The organism is Ureibacillus sp. FSL E2-3493 (genome assembly GCF_038077515.1).
Taxonomy (GTDB): domain Bacteria; phylum Bacillota; class Bacilli; order Bacillales_A; family Planococcaceae; genus Ureibacillus; species Ureibacillus halotolerans.
Genome location: NZ_JBBOPK010000001.1, coordinates 3,637,501 through 3,654,924, shown reverse-complemented (window position 1 = coordinate 3,654,924; position 17,424 = coordinate 3,637,501). Strand labels below are relative to the sequence as shown.

Here is a 17,424-nt window from a genome sequence, read left to right as displayed (position 1 = left end):
TAAAATTTGAAAATTCAATAAATTAGACTTTACAAAATTTTTCTAATCGCTTTATTTCATGAAAAAAAGCCTCCCTACAAAAAGTTCGTAGAAAAGGCTTTGATAAAGTTTGCTATTTATTTACGTAAATGACTTGTTTGTTTTAACATATATGCAATTCGTTCCACAATGTTTTCGATTTGGTCTGGATTTGCCATTAAATCATAGTCATTAATGTCTAAACGTAATACAGGACATGAATTGAAATTATTAATCCAGTTTTCATATCGTTCATGCATTTCAATCCAATAATCTTTCGGTGTTTGTTGTTCCATTTCACGACCGCGTTCTTGGATACGGCCAATGATGTCATCGATTGGACCTTCTAAATATACAAGTAAATCTGGATGAGGGAAGTATGGTGTCATAACCATAGCTTCAAATAAATTAGTGTACGTCTCATAATCGGTCGGATTCATTGTTCCTTTATCATAATGCATTTTCGCAAAAATGCCTGTGTCTTCGTAAATCGAGCGATCTTGAACAAAGCCGCCACCATATTCGAAAATCCGTTTTTGTTCCTTAAAACGTTCGGCTAGGAAGTAAATTTGTAAATGGAAACTCCATTTTTCAAAATCATCATAAAATTTATCTAAATAAGGATTCGTATCAACCTTTTCAAAGGATGTACGGAAATGTAAAGCTTCTGCAAGAGCCTTTGTCATTGTTGACTTCCCTACACCGACAGTACCTGCTATCGTAATCACTGTATTCGATGGAATTTGATATTTTTCTCTTAAATTCATTCTTGATTTGTACTCCTTTGTTGTAGCTTCTCTTCTACTAATTGTAATATTTGTTGTAAATCATTTTGATTCCTTACGAAGTCGATTTGGTCACCATTAATTTGGATAACAGGAATATCAGGGTGCATCATTTCAAAATGTTGAATAAACTCATGGTAGTCTTTAGCTAATCGTTCTATGTAATCCCGGGTAATCATTTTTTCAAACTCTCTACCGCGCATTGCAATCCGATTCATCAATGTATCTAAACTAGCATGTAAATATATCACCATATTTGGGCGCGGCATATCAGCTGTTAAAATATTATAAATGGCTTCATATTTTTCATATTCAGAAGGTTTTAATGTTCGTTTTGCGAAAATTAAATTTTTGAAAATATGATAGTCTGCTACGACCGGAGATCCTACCTGTAACATATGTTTTTTAATATCCGTTAATTGTTTATATCGATTACAAAGGAAGAACATCTCCGTTTGAAAGCTCCACTCATCAATATTTTCATAGAACTTCCCTAAAAACGGGTTTTCATCCACAATCTCTTTCAATAGATGATAGTCAAAGGCATCCGAAATCGCCTTTGATAACGACGTTTTCCCTACACCAATCGGACCCTCGACTGTAATAAATGGAACAGACAATGAGAAGTCCCTCCTTTTAGTCTAATTCGTCAATGCTATTCATTTTATCATATCAACTTGTCGAAAAACAGAGACAGTGATTGAAGTTCATAAGTAATTATTATAAAAATCAAACAAAAGTTACTAGAGTTAAAGAATTGTTCCATTTTCTCCAAGCGAATATTAGTGAAAGTTCATTTTTCCCAATGACCGTGATACACTTACAAGCAAGGAGCGATGTACGTGAATATTTTTGATAAAGATCGCAAATTCATGGAAGAAGCGATAGTTGAAGCAAAAAAGGCAGCAGCATTAGGAGAAGTACCAATAGGTGCCGTTATCGTTTATGAAGATAAAATCATTGGACGGGCCCACAATTTAAGGGAAACTTCACAAAATGCCGTAACCCATGCAGAATTAATGGCAATACAACAAGCATGTGAAACTATTGGTAGTTGGCGTTTAGAAGAAACAACCCTATATGTAACATTAGAACCTTGTCCAATGTGTGCAGGTGCTATTTTACAATCCCGTGTTCCTCGGGTTGTGTATGGAGCGAGAGACATGAAAGCTGGTTGTGTAGACTCATTATATCGTCTATTAAATGATTCCCGCTTTAACCATGAATGCGAAGTTATAGAGGGCATTTTAGCAGATGAATGTGGTCAATTGCTTACTAATTTTTTCCGTGCTATCCGGGAGCGAAAAAAGGAAGAGAAAAAGGCGAGAAGGCTTTTATCTCAACAAGAAAATAATAAAGATATATAAACAAATATAAAAAAAGTCGAATTCTACTTTATAGAATTCGACTTTTTTCTTATTAAAACTTTCCTAAAAATTTCTCTAATCGATCCATACCCTCTTTTAAAACTTCTAATGGCTGCGCAAAGGAAAGACGAATATAACCTTCACCAAAGGAAGAAAAAGCACTCCCTGGTACCGTCGCTAGTTCCTGCTCCTTTAATAAGTCGATACAAAAGTCAAAAGAACTCATTTTAGTGTGTTTAATGGACGGGAAAATATAAAAGGCACCATTTGGTTTTACTACATCCATTCCCATCCCAACAAGGCGATTATACACATAATCACGACGTTCTTTATACTCCTTTTTCATTTCAACAGGATCATTTAAACCAGCTGTTAACGCTTCTAGAGCCGCATATTGGCTTATAGTTGTCGCACAACTAATGTAATAACCATTTAATTTAGTCATTTCTTTTGTTAAATAGCTTGGTGCAAGGGTATAGCCTATTCGCCACCCCGTCATAGAATGGGATTTGGACACACCATTTATAACAATCGTTTTTTCACGCATTCCTTCATAGGCAGCAATAGATTGATGAGATTTTTCATAAATTAATTCACTATATATTTCATCTGATATAACAAAGATTTCCTTATCCTTTAATAAAGAAGCAATTTTTTGTAATTCTTCCCCTTCAATAATCGTACCCACTGGATTGCATGGTGAAGGAAGGATAATACATCTCGTTTTATCTGTTAAATGTTGTTGGATTCGTTCAGCGGTTAAAACAAAATCTGTATCTGCTGTATCAACACATACTGGTATTGCCCCACATAATTCAATAAGTGGTATATATCCTGGGTATGCAGGGGCTGATAAAATCACTTCACAACCTTCCTCTAAAATCGTTCGTAAAGCAATCGTCAATGCACCCGATGCTCCGTGAGTTACGATAATTTCATCTAGTGGATTGTATGTTAATCCATATTGATTTTCATAAAATTGAGAAATTGCTTTTCGTAATTCGGGTATCCCTGCATTAGGAGTATACGATGTGAAGTTTTGGTCAATTGCCCATTTTGCTTTATCCTTCACATGCTGTGGTGTCGGAAAGTCTGGCTGACCGATTGTTAAATTAATGGCATTTGGATAATCCACCAACATATTCGTAAACTTCCGGATACCAGACAGTTCAATTTTCTTTAAGTTTTTATAAATTAAATGTTCCATTCATTTTACTCCTTCACCTTTATTTATATATACCTATTCAATACGCCCACCTTTATTATAAAACATTCCTCTAAAGGACAACTTATTTAATTTCAATAACATTAGAAAATTCTAATAAAAGGAGTATTTCTCTGTATGTTTTTCCAACGATCCAACTATTTTTTAAATATGAAATAAATGCCGATTTTATTTCATATGATGCAGTGAAAAATACTTTTTTAAAGTATTTTATGAATTTATAAGAAAGGAGAAGGTAGAGAGTTGAAAACATTAACGAAAATTTCTAATACGATTATGGAAAAGTATTTACCAGATCCTTATATTTTCGTAGCGATTTTAACAGTATTAGTTTTGTTACTCGGAGTTGGATTAACCGATAGTTCTCCATTGGATATGGTCATCTATTGGGGAGATGGATTTTGGGGTTTACTGTCCTTCACAATGCAAATGGTCATTGTATTAGCTGCAGGTCATATTCTAGCTAACAGTCCATTATTTAAAAAGTTTTTATCCTCTATGGCTAGTAAAATTAAGAAACCAAGTATAGCTATTATTGTCGTTACATTTATCTCGTTAATTGGATGTTGGATTAACTGGGGTTTCGGACTAGTCATAGGTGCTTTATTTGCAAAGGAAATTGCAAGACAAGTTAAAAAAGTGGATTATCGTTTATTAATTGCTAGCGCATACTCTGGATTTGTTATTTGGCATGGGGGCTTAGCTGGTTCGATTCCCCTTTCTATCGCAACAGATGGGCATCCTTTTTCGGAATTAATGGGGGTAGTCCCTACTTCCGGTACAATATTCACACCTTATAATTTATTTATTGTTCTTACAATTGGTCTAACTTTACCGTTCTTCAATCGCTGGATGATGCCGAAAGAGGAAGATGTAGTTGAAGTGGATCCAGCATTATTAGAGGAAGAGACGCAATCATTTCCTCCTGCCGAAAAAACCTTTGCTTCATGGACGGAAAGAAGTACATTTTTAACGATTTTAATTGGACTTATAGGGCTTTCATATTTAATTTATCATTTTGTAACAAAAGGCTTTTCATTGGATTTAAATGTTGTGAACACGATTTTTATTATTTTAGGTATCATTTTCCACGGTACTCCCCAACGTTTTTTAGCAGCTGCACAGCAAGCGATTAAAACAACGACAGGGATTGTATTTCAATTCCCTTTTTATGCAGGAATTATGGGCATGATGACCGCTTCTGGTTTAGCCATTGTGTTTTCGGAATGGTTTATTAACATTTCGAATGACGTTACTTTTTATTTATTTACTTTCTATTCTGCTGGACTAGTGAACTTCTTTGTTCCATCAGGCGGAGGTCAGTGGGCCGTACAAGCTCCCATCATGCTAGAAGCAGCTCAGACAATGGGGGCAGATTATGCAAAAACTGCCATGGCCATTGCATGGGGCGATGCTTGGACAAATATGATTCAGCCATTTTGGGCTTTGCCTGCCTTAGCAATTGCAGGGTTAAAGGCAAAAGATATTATGGGCTTTTGCCTATTCGTTCTAATTTTTACTGGGATAATTATAAGTGTCGGATTCCTATTATTTTAATAAAAAAATAACTTTCACTATGCATATTGCTTCTTTGGCAATATGCATTTTTTTATTAAATTGGAACAAAGTGTATCGTATTACGTTTCCTTCTACAAAGGGGGCTTTCATATGTGTAAAGTAGTAAAATGGCTGGTAATATGTATCGCCCTATGTTTTATTTATTTCATTACCAATTATTTCACCTATGACTTTATCCAGTTTGATGGTGAAAAAGATGGAAAAGCTATTACGTCTCCAGATGGTTCCTATTCCGCTCAAGTTTACTATCAAAATTATGGTGGGGCTGCAGGCGGGGTAAATATGTTTGTTAATGTTATTTTTCATTTAGAAGATAATATCGAGCGAACAGTTTATTTTAGTGATGCAAAAGGAAATGTCCGATTAACTTGGCTAGATGGGAATATACTTTCCATTACAAATTATAACGAATTTGAAAATAGAAATATTAATTTAATAGTTGGAAAAGAAATATATGACGAATTAGGCTCAGCTTGTAGCCATTATAAAATGAAGAAAAAATATATATGTTACAGCTCTGAACAATCTAAAAACGGCTCGTAAAATAAGACCTTCTTTACTGAGTTACTAGGAAAGTATCTTCTATGTAATGGTGGGGATTGCACACTAGTCCATACATAATCAATGCAAAAAAAGAGTAGCAAAAAATTTGCTACTCTTTTTACAGTTTATTTATTAGGGGCAATTACTTCTTTACCACCCATATAAGGTCGAAGTACTTCCGGTATTACGACACTTCCATCTTCTTGTTGGTAATTTTCTAAAATGGCTGCTACTGTACGGCCAATTGCTAAACCTGAACCGTTTAATGTATGAACATATTCTGGTTTTGCTCCTTGTTCACGACGGAAACGAATGTTTGCGCGACGAGCTTGGAAGTCTTCAAAGTTAGAACAAGAAGAAATTTCACGGTACATATTTTGAGTTGGCATCCATACTTCCAAGTCATATTTTTTTGCAGCTGTAAAGCCAAGATCTGCTGTACACATTAATAATTTTCGATAAGGTAATCCTAATAATTGAAGCACTTTTTCAGCATGCCCTGTAAGTTTTTCTAATTCATCATAAGAATCTTCAGGTTTAACAAAACGAACTAACTCCACTTTATTAAATTGATGTTGGCGAATTAAACCGCGAGTATCACGACCGGCAGATCCTGCTTCAGAACGGAAACAAGAGCTATATGCTGCAAAGCCCTTCGGTAAAATTTCTCCATCGATAATTTCATCGCGGAAGAAGTTTGTCACAGGTACTTCAGCTGTTGGAATCATAAAGTAGTCCGTATCCACTAATTTGAATACGTCTTCCTCAAATTTCGGTAATTGTCCCGTTCCAGTTAAGCTATCTCGATTCACAATTACAGGTGGTAACATTTCTTCATACCCATGTTCTTCTGCATGTAAATCCATCATAAAGCTCATTAAAGCCCTTTCTAAGCGAGCCCCTAATCCACGGTAAAATACAAAACGGCTACCCGTTACTTTTCCAGCACGTTCAAAATCTACAATTTGCAGGTCTGTAGCTAAATCCCAGTGGGGTTTGGCTTCAAAATTAAAGTTTGGCAATTCACCCCACTTTAATACTTCAATATTATCGTCTTCTGTTTCCCCTACAGGAACTGATTCGTGGGGAATGTTCGGTAAACGCATCATCATGTATTCAAATTTTTCTTCCACTTCACGCAGTTCGTTATCAAGTTGTTTAATTTCTTCTCCAACTTCACGCATGCGGGCGATTACTTCATCTGCATTTTCTTTGTTTCGTTTCATAATTGAAATTTGTTCTGATACTTTGTTGCGTTCTGCTTTTAATACTTCCGTTTTCGCAATTAAATCCCGGCGTCTTCCATCTAATTCCTCAAACTCATCGAAATTCCCTAAATCTTCATTACGAGTAAGAAGAATTTTTTTTACTTCCTCATAATTTTCACGGACACGTCTAATATCTAACATGTTGATTCCTCCATTTTTTGATTTATAAAAGTACTACCATTGCACCCCTGTCACTTTACTTTGCTAGAGCAATAAAAACATAAAAAAGCCCTCATCCCTAAAAAGGGACGAGAGCTACCCGCGTTGCCACCCTAATTGACTAGACAAACCATCTATCTAATCCACTTATCTCATAACGGCTTTTCAACCGGCCAGAACCTACTGCTAATTCAGCTCGGCAACTCAAGGACGGATTCACAAGGGTTTTTATCAGCTTCCACCAGCCGCTGACTCTCTAGAAAAAACGTGCTTGTTACTACTTCCTATCATCGATGTTAACATATATTTATTGACTATAGTGTTCCCCATTAAAACATTTTAATGAAAGATAAATTTAACCATAGAGTACTATATGCTATTCAATTTTGCAAGAGAAGTGTTATGACATTGTTTAATCATTTCCACAAAATATTTCAGAATACGAACATCTTCTGTTAATTCTGGATGAAAGGAACAGCCTAAAAAATGGCGATCACGGGCAAGTACGATCCGTTCATCTTGTTTCGCTAATACTTCTACTTCTTTTCCTACTGACACAATATGGGGAGCACGAATAAAAACTGCTGGAATATCTTCACCAATATCTTTTATTGATAACTCTACCTCGAAACTATCTACTTGTCTCCCATAAGAATTTCGCTCAACAACTACATCCATTAAACCTAAATGGGGCGATTCGTATCCAACTATTTCGTCAGCTAATAAGATTAAACCTGCACACGTTCCGAATATAGGCAATCCGTTTTGGGCCAATGTTCGAATCGGATTCAACAGTTCATATCGATCTAATAGTTTTCTTATTGTTGTACTTTCTCCACCAGGTAAAATTAGTCCATTAAGATCTTTTAAATCTTCTACACTTTTGACAAGGACTGGCTCACAACCAAGCTTTTCAATTTGATCAATATGTTCTCTAACGGCACCTTGTAAGGCTAATACTCCTATTCTCCACATTACCATCCACGCTCCTGCATTCGTTCACTATCAGACAGTGTCGCAATATCAATTCCTTTCATTGGTGTACCCAGCTCTTTAGAAATTTCTGCAATTAATTTATAGTCTTTATAATGAGTTGTTGCTTCCACAATAGCACGGGCAAACTTCTCAGGGTTTTCCGATTTGAAAATACCAGAACCTACAAATACGCCATCTGCTCCTAGTTCCATCATGAGTGCAGCATCTGCTGGTGTCGCAATTCCACCGGCAGCAAAATTGACTACAGGTAGGCGTCCTAGTTTTTTAATTTCAACGAGCACTTCAAAAGGTGCACCTAATAACTTTGCTTCAGTCATTAATTCATCTGTACTCATTCCAACTACCCGACGTACTTGCGCATTCACTTTACGCATATGACGAACGGCCTCAACAATATTTCCTGTACCTGGTTCACCTTTAGTACGTAGCATCGATGCCCCTTCTCCAATGCGACGGGCTGCCTCCCCAAGGTCACGGCAACCGCATACAAACGGCACAGTATAATCACTTTTTAATAAATGGAATTCTTCATCGGCCGGTGTTAATACTTCACTCTCATCAATATAATCAACACCCATCGCTTCTAACACTCTAGCTTCCACAATATGGCCAATTCGCGCCTTTGCCATAACAGGGATTGTTACAGCATTCATCACTTCTTCAACGATTCGAGGATCCGCCATACGGGCTACTCCTCCCGCTTTACGAATATCTGATGGTACTCTTTCTAATGCCATAACTGCAACGGCACCTGCAGCCTCTGCAATTTTTGCTTGTTCGGCATTAATGACGTCCATAATAACGCCACCCTTTTGCATTTCTGCCATTCCACGTTTTACTCGTTCTGTTCCAACTAATTTCATTTTAAAAAACCTCCCCTGCTTTATTGATTTTTAGTATAATCAATATTGACCATATAAAAAGAGTCAATATTACAAAATATAACAAGGTCAGTTAGGGGTGGGGCAGTTGGATATGCTCATATTTGAACTAGAAAAAAATAGTTCTAAACCTTTGTATGAACAGCTTTATATTGGAATGAAAAATGCAATTATTACAAAACAAATTGACGTCGGGACAAAATTACCTTCTAAACGGAAGCTTGCCGATTTTTTAAATATTAGTCAAACGACGATTGAAATCGCCTATGGACAATTACTTGCTGAAGGTTATATTACTTCGAAACCACGGGTAGGTTTTTTTGTAGAAGAGATTGATACGCTTCCTTATGTTGAAAAAGAACAGTCTAAAGTAACCATCGAAACGCGAATCACTAAAAAATATCAATATGATTTCCATCCAGGGAAAATAGATACCGAGTCCTTTCCCTTTACCCTATGGAGAAAATACGCAAAAGAACTTTTTGACAATACTTCAAAGGAATATTTACAAGTTGGGGAACCTCAAGGTGAATATGAATTACGATTTGAAATAGCAAATTATTTATACCAATCTCGAGGGATTATTTGTAATCCGGAACAAATCGTCATTGGATCAGGGACAGAACAATTACTTCCAATGATTTTGCGCTTACTTGAAGATAGTTCAAAATTTGCTCTAGAAAACCCAGGATATTCGGCAATACCTCGAATCCATTTACAAAATAATGCAATTCCTATTCCCGTTGACGAAGACGGTTTAATCGTAGATGAGTTGGAGAAAACCGACGCTAACATTGTTTATATCACACCATCTCACCAGTTCCCTACTGGGGCAGTGCTATCAGCTGCTCGAAGAACACAACTACTGAAATGGGCTGCTGTCAAAGGGACAAATCGATATATTATTGAAGATGATTATGATAGTGAATTTCGTTATATTGGAAAACCGATTCCAGCTCTGCAAGGAATGGATAAAAATGAAAAAGTAATTTATATGAGTACCTTTACAAAATCATTAATGCCTTCATTACGTGTTGCTTATTTTGTATTACCTTCTACTCTTTTGACAGCCTATAAACAAATATTTAGCGATTATTCCGCAACTGTTCCTAGATTTGATCAACATATTTTAGCAAACTTTATGAAAGACGGTCATTTTGCAAAACATTTAAATCGTATGCGCAAAATTTATAGAAAAAAACATGATAAACTTACGAACACTTTCGAAACCTTTTATCCTGAAATTACTATTACAGGAGACCAAGCCGGCATGCATGTTTTAATATCTGTCCCATTAGAAAAAACTGAACAAGAACTAAAGCAACAAGCCAATGAACTGAATATTGCTGTTTACCCTGTATCGGATTATTTATTAAAACCAATTAAATACGAGCGTCCTACCTTTTTACTTGGTTTTGGTGGGATTGACTTAGTTGATATTGAGCCAGCCATCCATCAATTAATGGCTTGTTGGGGTATTCGAAAAAAATGAAATAAGAGGGAGTCTCCTAATGAGACTCCCTCTTTTATTGGTCGATTAATTGAATATTATAATGTTCAAACCAGCGATCGATTTGAATTAAGTAGGCTAGTAATTGGGGACCTGCCATTAATTGTCCAAACCATGGTACTTTAAATGAAGCACCACCAGAAAGTACGAGTTGTTCCAATTGTTCCTTTTCAAACAATTCATGTAGAATCGACTCTTTCCTTTGAAGAAGACTATTTAATAGTTCTTTCACTCCCTCTGTATAAGCAGGGTGATACGTCTTCGGATATGGATTCTTTTTCCGATATAATACTTCTTCTGGTAACAGACCTTCAACCGCTTTTCGTAACAGTCCTTTCTCCATATTTCCCACGTTTTTCATTTCCCAAGGAATATTCCAGACGTATTCTACGATTCGATGGTCTGCAAATGGGACTCGAACCTCTAAACTTCCACCCATACTCATCCGATCTTTTCGTTCCAATAATGTTTGCATAAAATAACGCATATTTAAATAAAATAGTTGTCTTTGTTTCGCTTCTTTTGGATTTTCCCCCTCAAGTGTTGGAGAATCTTTTACTGTTTCTTCAAAGGCATGTTTCATAAATTCCTTTAATTGTAGTTTCGACTGCCATTCTTTTCGTAAAAATCCTTCCCTTTCATCGATGGAACGAATCCATGGGAACTGGTCATAATCTTTATGGAACCACGGATATCCACCAAATACTTCATCGGCACATTCTCCTGATAAAGCTACTGTAAAATTTTCTTTAATAACGCGGCAAGCGAGTAAAAGTGAACTATCAATATCCACCATACCTGGTAAGTCACGTATTAACATTGCTTCTTCTAACTTATCTACTAAATCCTTTTGAGAAAGAATTATATCAAAATGTTTCGTATGGAAAGTTTCCGTCATTTTATTTATCCAATAGCTATCCATAGAGGTTTGGAAATCATTTTTTTCAAAAAATTGTTCGTTTCCTTCATAATCAATGGAATACGTATGGAGAGTACGCCCTTCTTCATTGTACGTATTCGCAGCAATAGCAGTAATAATACTGGAATCCAACCCGCCGGATAAAAATGTACAAAGTGGGACATCAGAAACTAGCTGACGTTTAATTGCATCTGTTACTAAAAAACGTACGTGCTCTACGGTTTCTTCAAAGGACTGTTCGTGCTTTTGACTTTTTACATTCCAATAACGCCATTTCTTTAAACCTTCTTTTGAAAATGTTAAAGCATGCCCTGGCTCTAATTCCTCAATTCCTTTATATACTCCATTACCAGGTACACGAGAAGGCCCGATGCTCAGTAGAGCTGCTAAACCTTGTCGATCAATTTGAGGCGTTATCGATGGGTGGGCAAGTATTGCTTTAATTTCAGATCCAAATAAAAAAGAACCTTCACTTAAAGAATAAAAGAAAGGTTTTACACCTAGACGATCCCTAAAAGCATATAACGTTTCTTGTTGTTCGTCCCATACAGCAAAAGCATAGATTCCATTTAAATAATCCACACACTGCTCTTTCCATTCAATAAAAGAGGCTAACAACACTTCTGTATCTGAAGATGTTGAAAAAGTGTACCCTCTTTTTAATAATTCTTGGCGAATCTCATCCGTATTATAAAGTTCTCCATTATACACGATGACATAGGATGCATTTTGGTGTATCTTCGTCATTGGTTGTTTACCACCAATTAAATCAATAACAGCTAAACGACGATGCCCTAGTAGAGCATGTGTGCTGCACCATACATTGCCATCATCAGGTCCTCTCTTATTTAACGTTTCCGTCATTCCTTTAACAATCTCTTCACTGTTCTTTATCGACCTTGTAAAATCAATCCAACCTGTAATGCCGCACACTTTATCACGCTCCTTCACCTACTAGCTTATGAAGACTTTGGGCAAACTTATTTTGTCCAAGAAAAAAAAGATTGTGAATAGCTATCGCTAAATATAAAAAAGCTGTCCTATAAGCTTTTGCTTACAGAACAGCTTTATTTGTTGCAACATTAATTAAAATAATCCACCAACGAATCCAGAAATACCATCCCAAATATTCCCGAAGAAGCTACCTACTCCTTGGAAGAATAATGAAATGACTCCTGCACGTTCTACGTTACTCGTTGTTACTACATTTGTAGAATAACTTTCCCCATCGATAAATCCGTAATCCGTTCCTTCAGTTCGTTCAATTACAACTTTACCAACGACAGTCCCTTTTTTCACATCCGCTTCAATTGATTTTTGATCTAAAACGACTTTAGGGACATATAAATCTTTTTCATTTGTTTTAACCATGAAAGAAATTGGTTCTTCAACAGCTATTTCTACTTTATCTTCTTTTCCTTTAGTTACATCAATTGTTTCGTTGCCTTTAAATTGATAGTTAGCAGGAACAATCTCTTCTTTTTTAAATTGTCCGAAACCATAATCAAATAATTTTTTCGCAGCATCAAAACGTGCTAAACGTGATTCATTTCCCTTTGCATCTACAGCATTCATAACCACTGCTATTAAACGTGTCCCATTACGTTCTGCCGTTCCTGTGAAACATTGTCCAGCAAAAGGTGTAGAACCCGTTTTAAGGCCGTCTACGCCTTCATATTGGCTTACTAAGCCTTTTAACATCCAGTTCCAGTTTTCCATTTCAATTTGGTCATCTGTGCCTTCACGGAAGTATTTTTTTGGAATACTAGATGTTTCTAAAACTTCCGGATGATCCTTTAATAGATGATAGGCTAATTTTGCCACTGATTTTGCTGGCATAACGTTTTCATCTTCAGCTTTTGTACCTTCTGGATGCATACCAAATAAATCCGAATTATTTAATCCAGTAGAGTTAACAAATTTATAGTCTTCTAAACCGATTTCTTCAGCTTTTTCGTTCATCAATTTGATAAACTCAGTTTCAGATCCAGCAATCGTTTCAGCTATTGCTGCCGTTGCTGCATTGGCTGAGTAAATTGCCATTGCTTCATAAAGTTCCTTAATTGTATAAGTACCATCTTCTCTTAACGGTACATTACTTAATGCACGATCTTGTGACATTTTATATGTATACTCATTAACATGGTACTGCTGATCCCAAGAAATCTTGCCTTCTTTAACCGCATCTAAAAGAATATACTCTGTCATCATTTTTGACATACTCGCAATTCCTAAAGGTTGATCAGCGTTTTCTTCATATAATATTTTTCCTGTTTCAGCATCGATTAATATCGCAGCAGATACATTTATACCTAAATCTGTTTCAGCACTTGCATTACTTGGTGACATAACAAACATGCTGATTAACAGAAGTGGAATCATCATTAGGCTAACCCAAGATGTTTTCTTAGATGTTCTCACAAAAAAATACCTCCATTAAATTTTTTAATCTACTTTCGTCATTTTATCATAGAAAGTGCAAGAAAAATATTACGTTTAAATAAAAAAGCACTTTATTAACATCTACCATAGACGTTAATAAAGTACTTAGGTTCCATTTATTGAATAGAATAGTTTGGAGCTTCTTTTGTAATCTGAACATCATGGGGATGAGATTCCCGAAGTCCTGCTCCAGTCATACGAATAAACTGTGATTTTTCTCGTAAATATTCTAAGTTAGGCGCTCCACAATATCCCATACCTGCACGAATACCACCAACTAATTGATGGATCGTATCTGCTAATGGTCCTTTATAAGGAAGACGACCTTCAATACCTTCAGGAACTAATTTTTTCGCGTCTTCTTGGAAATAACGATCTTTAGAACCTTTTTCCATTGCTGATAATGAACCCATACCACGATAAACTTTAAAACGGCGACCTTGGAAGATTTCCGTTTCACCAGGAGATTCTGAAGTACCTGCTAGTAAAGAACCAAGCATTACAACATGTCCACCTGCAGCAAGTGCTTTTACGATATCACCTGAATATTTAATTCCACCATCTGCTATTATTGTTTTACCCATTTCACGAGCAACAGTAGCACAATCATAAACAGCAGTAATTTGAGGTACCCCAACACCCGCTACTACACGAGTAGTACATATTGAACCAGGTCCAATACCAACTTTTACAACGTCTGCACCAGCTTCAAATAATGCGCGTGTAGCTTCTCCAGTTGCAACGTTACCGGCAATGATTTCTAATTCTGGGTATGCTTCACGAATTTGTTTTACCGTTTCAATTACGCCTTGTGAATGTCCGTGTGCTGTATCAATTACTACAATATCCACTTGAGCTTCTACCAGTTTTGCAATACGTGGCATTGTATCTTTTGATACACCAACAGCAGCACCGACTAATAATCTTCCTAAATTATCTTTAGCTGCATTTGGAAATTCAATAACTTTTTCAATGTCTTTAATTGTAATAAGACCTGTTAATTTACCATCCTCATCAACAATTGGTAATTTCTCAATTTTATATTGTTGAAGAATTTTTCCAGCTTCTTCTAATGTTGTACCAACAGGAGCTGTAATAAGCTCTGCTTTCGTCATAACATCTTCAATTTTTAATGAGTAATCAGAAATAAAACGTAAGTCACGGTTTGTAATGATACCTACTAATGTTAAATCTTCCTCATTTTTTACAATTGGCACACCCGAAATGCGATATTTACCCATTAAATGCTCTGCATCATATACTTGATGTTCTGGCGTTAAAAAGAACGGGTTCGTAATTACGCCATTTTCAGATCGCTTAACTTTTTCAACTTCTTCAGCTTGTTCTTCAATACTCATATTTTTATGAATAATTCCGATTCCACCTTGGCGAGCCATTGCAATAGCCATTTTTGATTCAGTAACAGTATCCATACCTGCACTTACAATTGGAATATTCAGTTTGATCTTTGGAGTAAGTTGTACTGATAAGTCCACAGATTTTGGTAATACTTCTGAATGTGCTGGTACTAATAAAACATCATCAAATGTTAAGCCTTCTTTGGCAAATTTCGTTTCCCACATTTCGTAAATGCCTCCTAGTTCTTAAAGAATATTAATTGTAAGATTATCAACATGAATTGTAAGTGTCAAGATTCTCTAAAAAGAAAGATTATTCCGATTATTTATACTCCCATTTTAAAATAATGAACCAACCTTGATTATTATTTACTTAACTTCGAAATTTATTAAGTAACGATACAGAATTCTATAGATCACTTTTTTAAATATACTTTTTTCTATCACTTTTTAATGTAAACGAATTCAACTAAGTTTCGGTAAATTTTCCTCTTTTAATTTCCACTTATTATTATTAGTGCCTGTTTCTAAGTTTTTATTAAGACTCAATTTATTTACCTATCATTTTTATAAACGTACTGAACTTTGGGGGCTTACTGAAATTCAATGGTCACTATTTGCCTAGCAACGTCCTACTCTCACAGGGGCACCCCTCAACTACCATCGACGCTTTCTGCGAAGCGCGATGACACATCGGAAAACTGCGTCATCTGCGTCAGTCCGATGCTCATGTACCAAGTACACTGCGCTTCGGGCCTCCTTGATTCCTTGTTTTCCTCGGTCCTCCCACTTCTCGAGTTTTTTCTTCTGTACTTTTGTTTGTTCTTAAACGCGCCGATTAAAGCCTTCGGCTTTTTGTACGTTGGGGGCTTTTTAGGTATAAAAAAAGACCACTGAATTTCAGTGGTCCTTGTTCGCCTAGCAACGTCCTACTCTCACAGGGGGAAGCCCCCAACTACCATCGGCGCTAAAGAGCTTAACTTCCGTGTTCGGTATGGGAACGGGTGTGACCTCTTTGCCATCATCACTAGACTATTTAGTTGAGAGCTTGTTCTCTCAAAACTGGATAAAGACATTGAATGCATTCAAGATTTGGTTAAGTCCTCGATCGATTAGTATTCGTCAGCTCCATGTGTCACCACACTTCCACCTCGAACCTATCTACCTCATCGTCTTTGAGGGATCTTACTTACTTGCGTAATGGGAAATCTCATCTTGAGGGGGGCTTCATGCTTAGATGCTTTCAGCACTTATCCCGTCCACACATAGCTACCCAGCGATGCCTTTGGCAAGACAACTGGTACACCAGCGGTGTGTCCATCCCGGTCCTCTCGTACTAAGGACAGCTCCTCTCAAATTTCCTACGCCCACGACGGATAGGGACCGAACTGTCTCACGACGTTCTGAACCCAGCTCGCGTACCGCTTTAATGGGCGAACAGCCCAACCCTTGGGACCGACTACAGCCCCAGGATGCGATGAGCCGACATCGAGGTGCCAAACCTCCCCGTCGATGTGGACTCTTGGGGGAGATAAGCCTGTTATCCCCGGGGTAGCTTTTATCCGTTGAGCGATGGCCCTTCCATGCGGAACCACCGGATCACTAAGCCCGTCTTTCGACCCTGCTCGACTTGTAGGTCTCGCAGTCAAGCTCCCTTGTGCCTTTACACTCTACGAATGATTTCCAACCATTCTGAGGGAACCTTTGGGCGCCTCCGTTACCTTTTAGGAGGCGACCGCCCCAGTCAAACTGTCCACCTGACACTGTCTCCTACCCCGCTAAGGGGTATGGGTTAGAATTTCAACACAACCAGGGTAGTATCCCACCGACGCCTCCCTCGAAGCTGGCGCTCCGAGTTCTCTGGCTCCTACCTATCCTGTACAAGTTGTGCCAAAATTCAATATCAGGCTACAGTAAAGCTCCACGGGGTCTTTCCGTCCTGTCGCGGGTAACCTGCATCTTCACAGGTACTATAATTTCACCGAGTCTCTCGTTGAGACAGTGCCCAGATCGTTACGCCTTTCGTGCGGGTCGGAACTTACCCGACAAGGAATTTCGCTACCTTAGGACCGTTATAGTTACGGCCGCCGTTTACTGGGGCTTCAATTCAGAGCTTCGCTAATGCTAACCCCTCCTCTTAACCTTCCAGCACCGGGCAGGCGTCAGCCCCTATACGTCACCTTACGGTTTTGCAGAGACCTGTGTTTTTGCTAAACAGTCGCCTGGGCCTATTCACTGCGGCTCTCTCACGAGAGCACCCCTTCTCCCGAAGTTACGGGGTCATTTTGCCGAGTTCCTTAACGAGAGTTCTCTCGCACACCTTAGGATTCTCTCCTCGACTACCTGTGTCGGTTTGCGGTACGGGCACCTCCCGC

Annotated in this window: 13 protein-coding genes, 2 rRNA genes and 1 other annotated feature (1 of these 16 only partly in view); of the genes, 4 read left to right on the top strand and 11 right to left on the bottom strand. The window is 37.4% G+C overall.

Going from position 1 to position 17,424, the window contains the following annotated elements; genetic code table 11:
- Positions 1-116: 116 nt before the first annotated feature.
- Both MHH69_RS18740 and MHH69_RS18735 read right to left on the bottom strand, forming a co-directional pair.
- Complete coding sequence (locus tag MHH69_RS18740) at positions 117-785, bottom strand: deoxynucleoside kinase (protein WP_122973584.1); 669 nt, start codon at positions 783-785, stop codon at positions 117-119.
- A complete protein-coding gene (locus tag MHH69_RS18735) occupies positions 782-1,423 on the bottom strand; it encodes a deoxynucleoside kinase (protein ID WP_122973585.1) in 642 nt (213 codons plus the stop codon). Before MHH69_RS18735 ends, MHH69_RS18740 begins: the two co-directional genes overlap by 4 nt.
- Before the next feature lie 222 nt (positions 1,424-1,645).
- Here MHH69_RS18735 and tadA point away from each other — a divergent pair, with 222 nt between their 5' ends.
- A complete protein-coding gene (gene tadA / locus MHH69_RS18730; RefSeq protein ID WP_174232718.1) occupies positions 1,646-2,170 on the top strand; it encodes a tRNA adenosine(34) deaminase TadA in 525 nt (174 codons plus the stop codon).
- 52 nt (positions 2,171-2,222) lie between these two features.
- Here tadA and MHH69_RS18725 read toward each other — a convergent pair whose 3' ends face one another.
- Positions 2,223-3,377, bottom strand: coding sequence for an aminotransferase A (locus MHH69_RS18725; protein WP_341362913.1), 1,155 nt, complete (start codon positions 3,375-3,377; stop codon positions 2,223-2,225).
- A gap of 261 nt (positions 3,378-3,638) precedes the next feature.
- Here MHH69_RS18725 and MHH69_RS18720 point away from each other — a divergent pair, with 261 nt between their 5' ends.
- Positions 3,639-4,952, top strand: a complete 1,314-nt coding sequence (locus MHH69_RS18720) for a short-chain fatty acid transporter (RefSeq protein ID WP_122973497.1) — start codon at positions 3,639-3,641, stop codon at positions 4,950-4,952.
- A 111-nt stretch (positions 4,953-5,063) separates the two neighbouring features.
- Entirely contained in the window at positions 5,064-5,516 is a 453-nt protein-coding gene (locus tag MHH69_RS18715) for a DUF5412 family protein (RefSeq protein WP_341362912.1), read from the top strand.
- A gap of 125 nt (positions 5,517-5,641) precedes the next feature.
- Here MHH69_RS18715 and serS read toward each other — a convergent pair whose 3' ends face one another.
- The 3 genes from serS to pdxS all read right to left on the bottom strand — a co-directional run bounded on the left by serS (position 5,642) and on the right by pdxS (position 8,802).
- Positions 5,642-6,925, bottom strand: a complete 1,284-nt coding sequence (serS, locus tag MHH69_RS18710) for a serine--tRNA ligase (protein ID WP_122973499.1) — start codon at positions 6,923-6,925, stop codon at positions 5,642-5,644.
- 100 nt (positions 6,926-7,025) lie between these two features.
- Positions 7,026-7,243 (bottom strand) — a binding site (T-box leader).
- Positions 7,244-7,312: 69 nt separating this feature from the next.
- Positions 7,313-7,918, bottom strand: coding sequence for a pyridoxal 5'-phosphate synthase glutaminase subunit PdxT (pdxT, locus tag MHH69_RS18705; RefSeq protein WP_122973500.1), 606 nt, complete (start codon positions 7,916-7,918; stop codon positions 7,313-7,315).
- Positions 7,918-8,802 (bottom strand): pyridoxal 5'-phosphate synthase lyase subunit PdxS, encoded by an 885-nt coding sequence (gene pdxS / locus MHH69_RS18700; RefSeq protein ID WP_122973501.1) that lies wholly within the window; start codon positions 8,800-8,802, stop codon positions 7,918-7,920. Before pdxS ends, pdxT begins: the two co-directional genes overlap by 1 nt.
- 106 nt (positions 8,803-8,908) lie before the next feature.
- On the opposite strand from pdxS, the gene pdxR reads away from it, so the two are divergent.
- A complete protein-coding gene (pdxR, locus tag MHH69_RS18695) occupies positions 8,909-10,312 on the top strand; it encodes a MocR-like pyridoxine biosynthesis transcription factor PdxR (protein WP_174232715.1) in 1,404 nt (467 codons plus the stop codon).
- A gap of 34 nt (positions 10,313-10,346) precedes the next feature.
- Here the strand turns inward: pdxR and asnB are convergent, their stop codons facing one another.
- The 5 genes from asnB to MHH69_RS18670 all read right to left on the bottom strand — a co-directional run.
- Positions 10,347-12,182, bottom strand: a complete 1,836-nt coding sequence (gene asnB, locus MHH69_RS18690) for an asparagine synthase (glutamine-hydrolyzing) (protein ID WP_122973502.1) — start codon at positions 12,180-12,182, stop codon at positions 10,347-10,349.
- A 153-nt stretch (positions 12,183-12,335) separates the two neighbouring features.
- On the bottom strand, positions 12,336-13,634 hold the full coding sequence (locus MHH69_RS18685; protein WP_148037837.1) for a D-alanyl-D-alanine carboxypeptidase family protein: 1,299 nt from the start codon (positions 13,632-13,634) through the stop codon (positions 12,336-12,338).
- Between the two features lie 173 nt (positions 13,635-13,807).
- Positions 13,808-15,274, bottom strand: coding sequence for an IMP dehydrogenase (guaB, locus tag MHH69_RS18680; protein WP_122973504.1), 1,467 nt, complete (start codon positions 15,272-15,274; stop codon positions 13,808-13,810).
- A 691-nt stretch (positions 15,275-15,965) separates the two neighbouring features.
- A 5S ribosomal RNA gene (gene rrf, locus MHH69_RS18675) occupies positions 15,966-16,081 on the bottom strand.
- Positions 16,082-16,141: 60 nt separating this feature from the next.
- A 23S ribosomal RNA gene (locus tag MHH69_RS18670) occupies positions 16,142-17,424 on the bottom strand; it runs 1,637 nt beyond the window's last position.

Bases quoted from the DNA above. Each gene is read 5' to 3' on its own strand.
- pdxT (WP_122973500.1), bottom strand. From the start codon at position 7,918: ATGTGGAGAATAGGAGTATTAGCCTTACAAGGTGCCGTTAGAGAACAT.
- pdxS (WP_122973501.1), bottom strand. From the start codon at position 8,802: ATGAAATTAGTTGGAACAGAACGAGTAAAACGTGGAATGGCAGAAATG.
- MHH69_RS18725 (WP_341362913.1), bottom strand. From the start codon at position 3,377: ATGGAACATTTAATTTATAAAAACTTAAAGAAAATTGAACTGTCTGGT.
- MHH69_RS18685 (WP_148037837.1), bottom strand. From the start codon at position 13,634: ATGATGATTCCACTTCTGTTAATCAGCATGTTTGTTATGTCACCAAGT.
- MHH69_RS18715 (WP_341362912.1), top strand. From the start codon at position 5,064: ATGTGTAAAGTAGTAAAATGGCTGGTAATATGTATCGCCCTATGTTTT.
- guaB (WP_122973504.1), bottom strand. From the start codon at position 15,274: ATGTGGGAAACGAAATTTGCCAAAGAAGGCTTAACATTTGATGATGTT.
- MHH69_RS18740 (WP_122973584.1), bottom strand. From the start codon at position 785: ATGAATTTAAGAGAAAAATATCAAATTCCATCGAATACAGTGATTACG.
- serS (WP_122973499.1), bottom strand. From the start codon at position 6,925: ATGTTAGATATTAGACGTGTCCGTGAAAATTATGAGGAAGTAAAAAAA.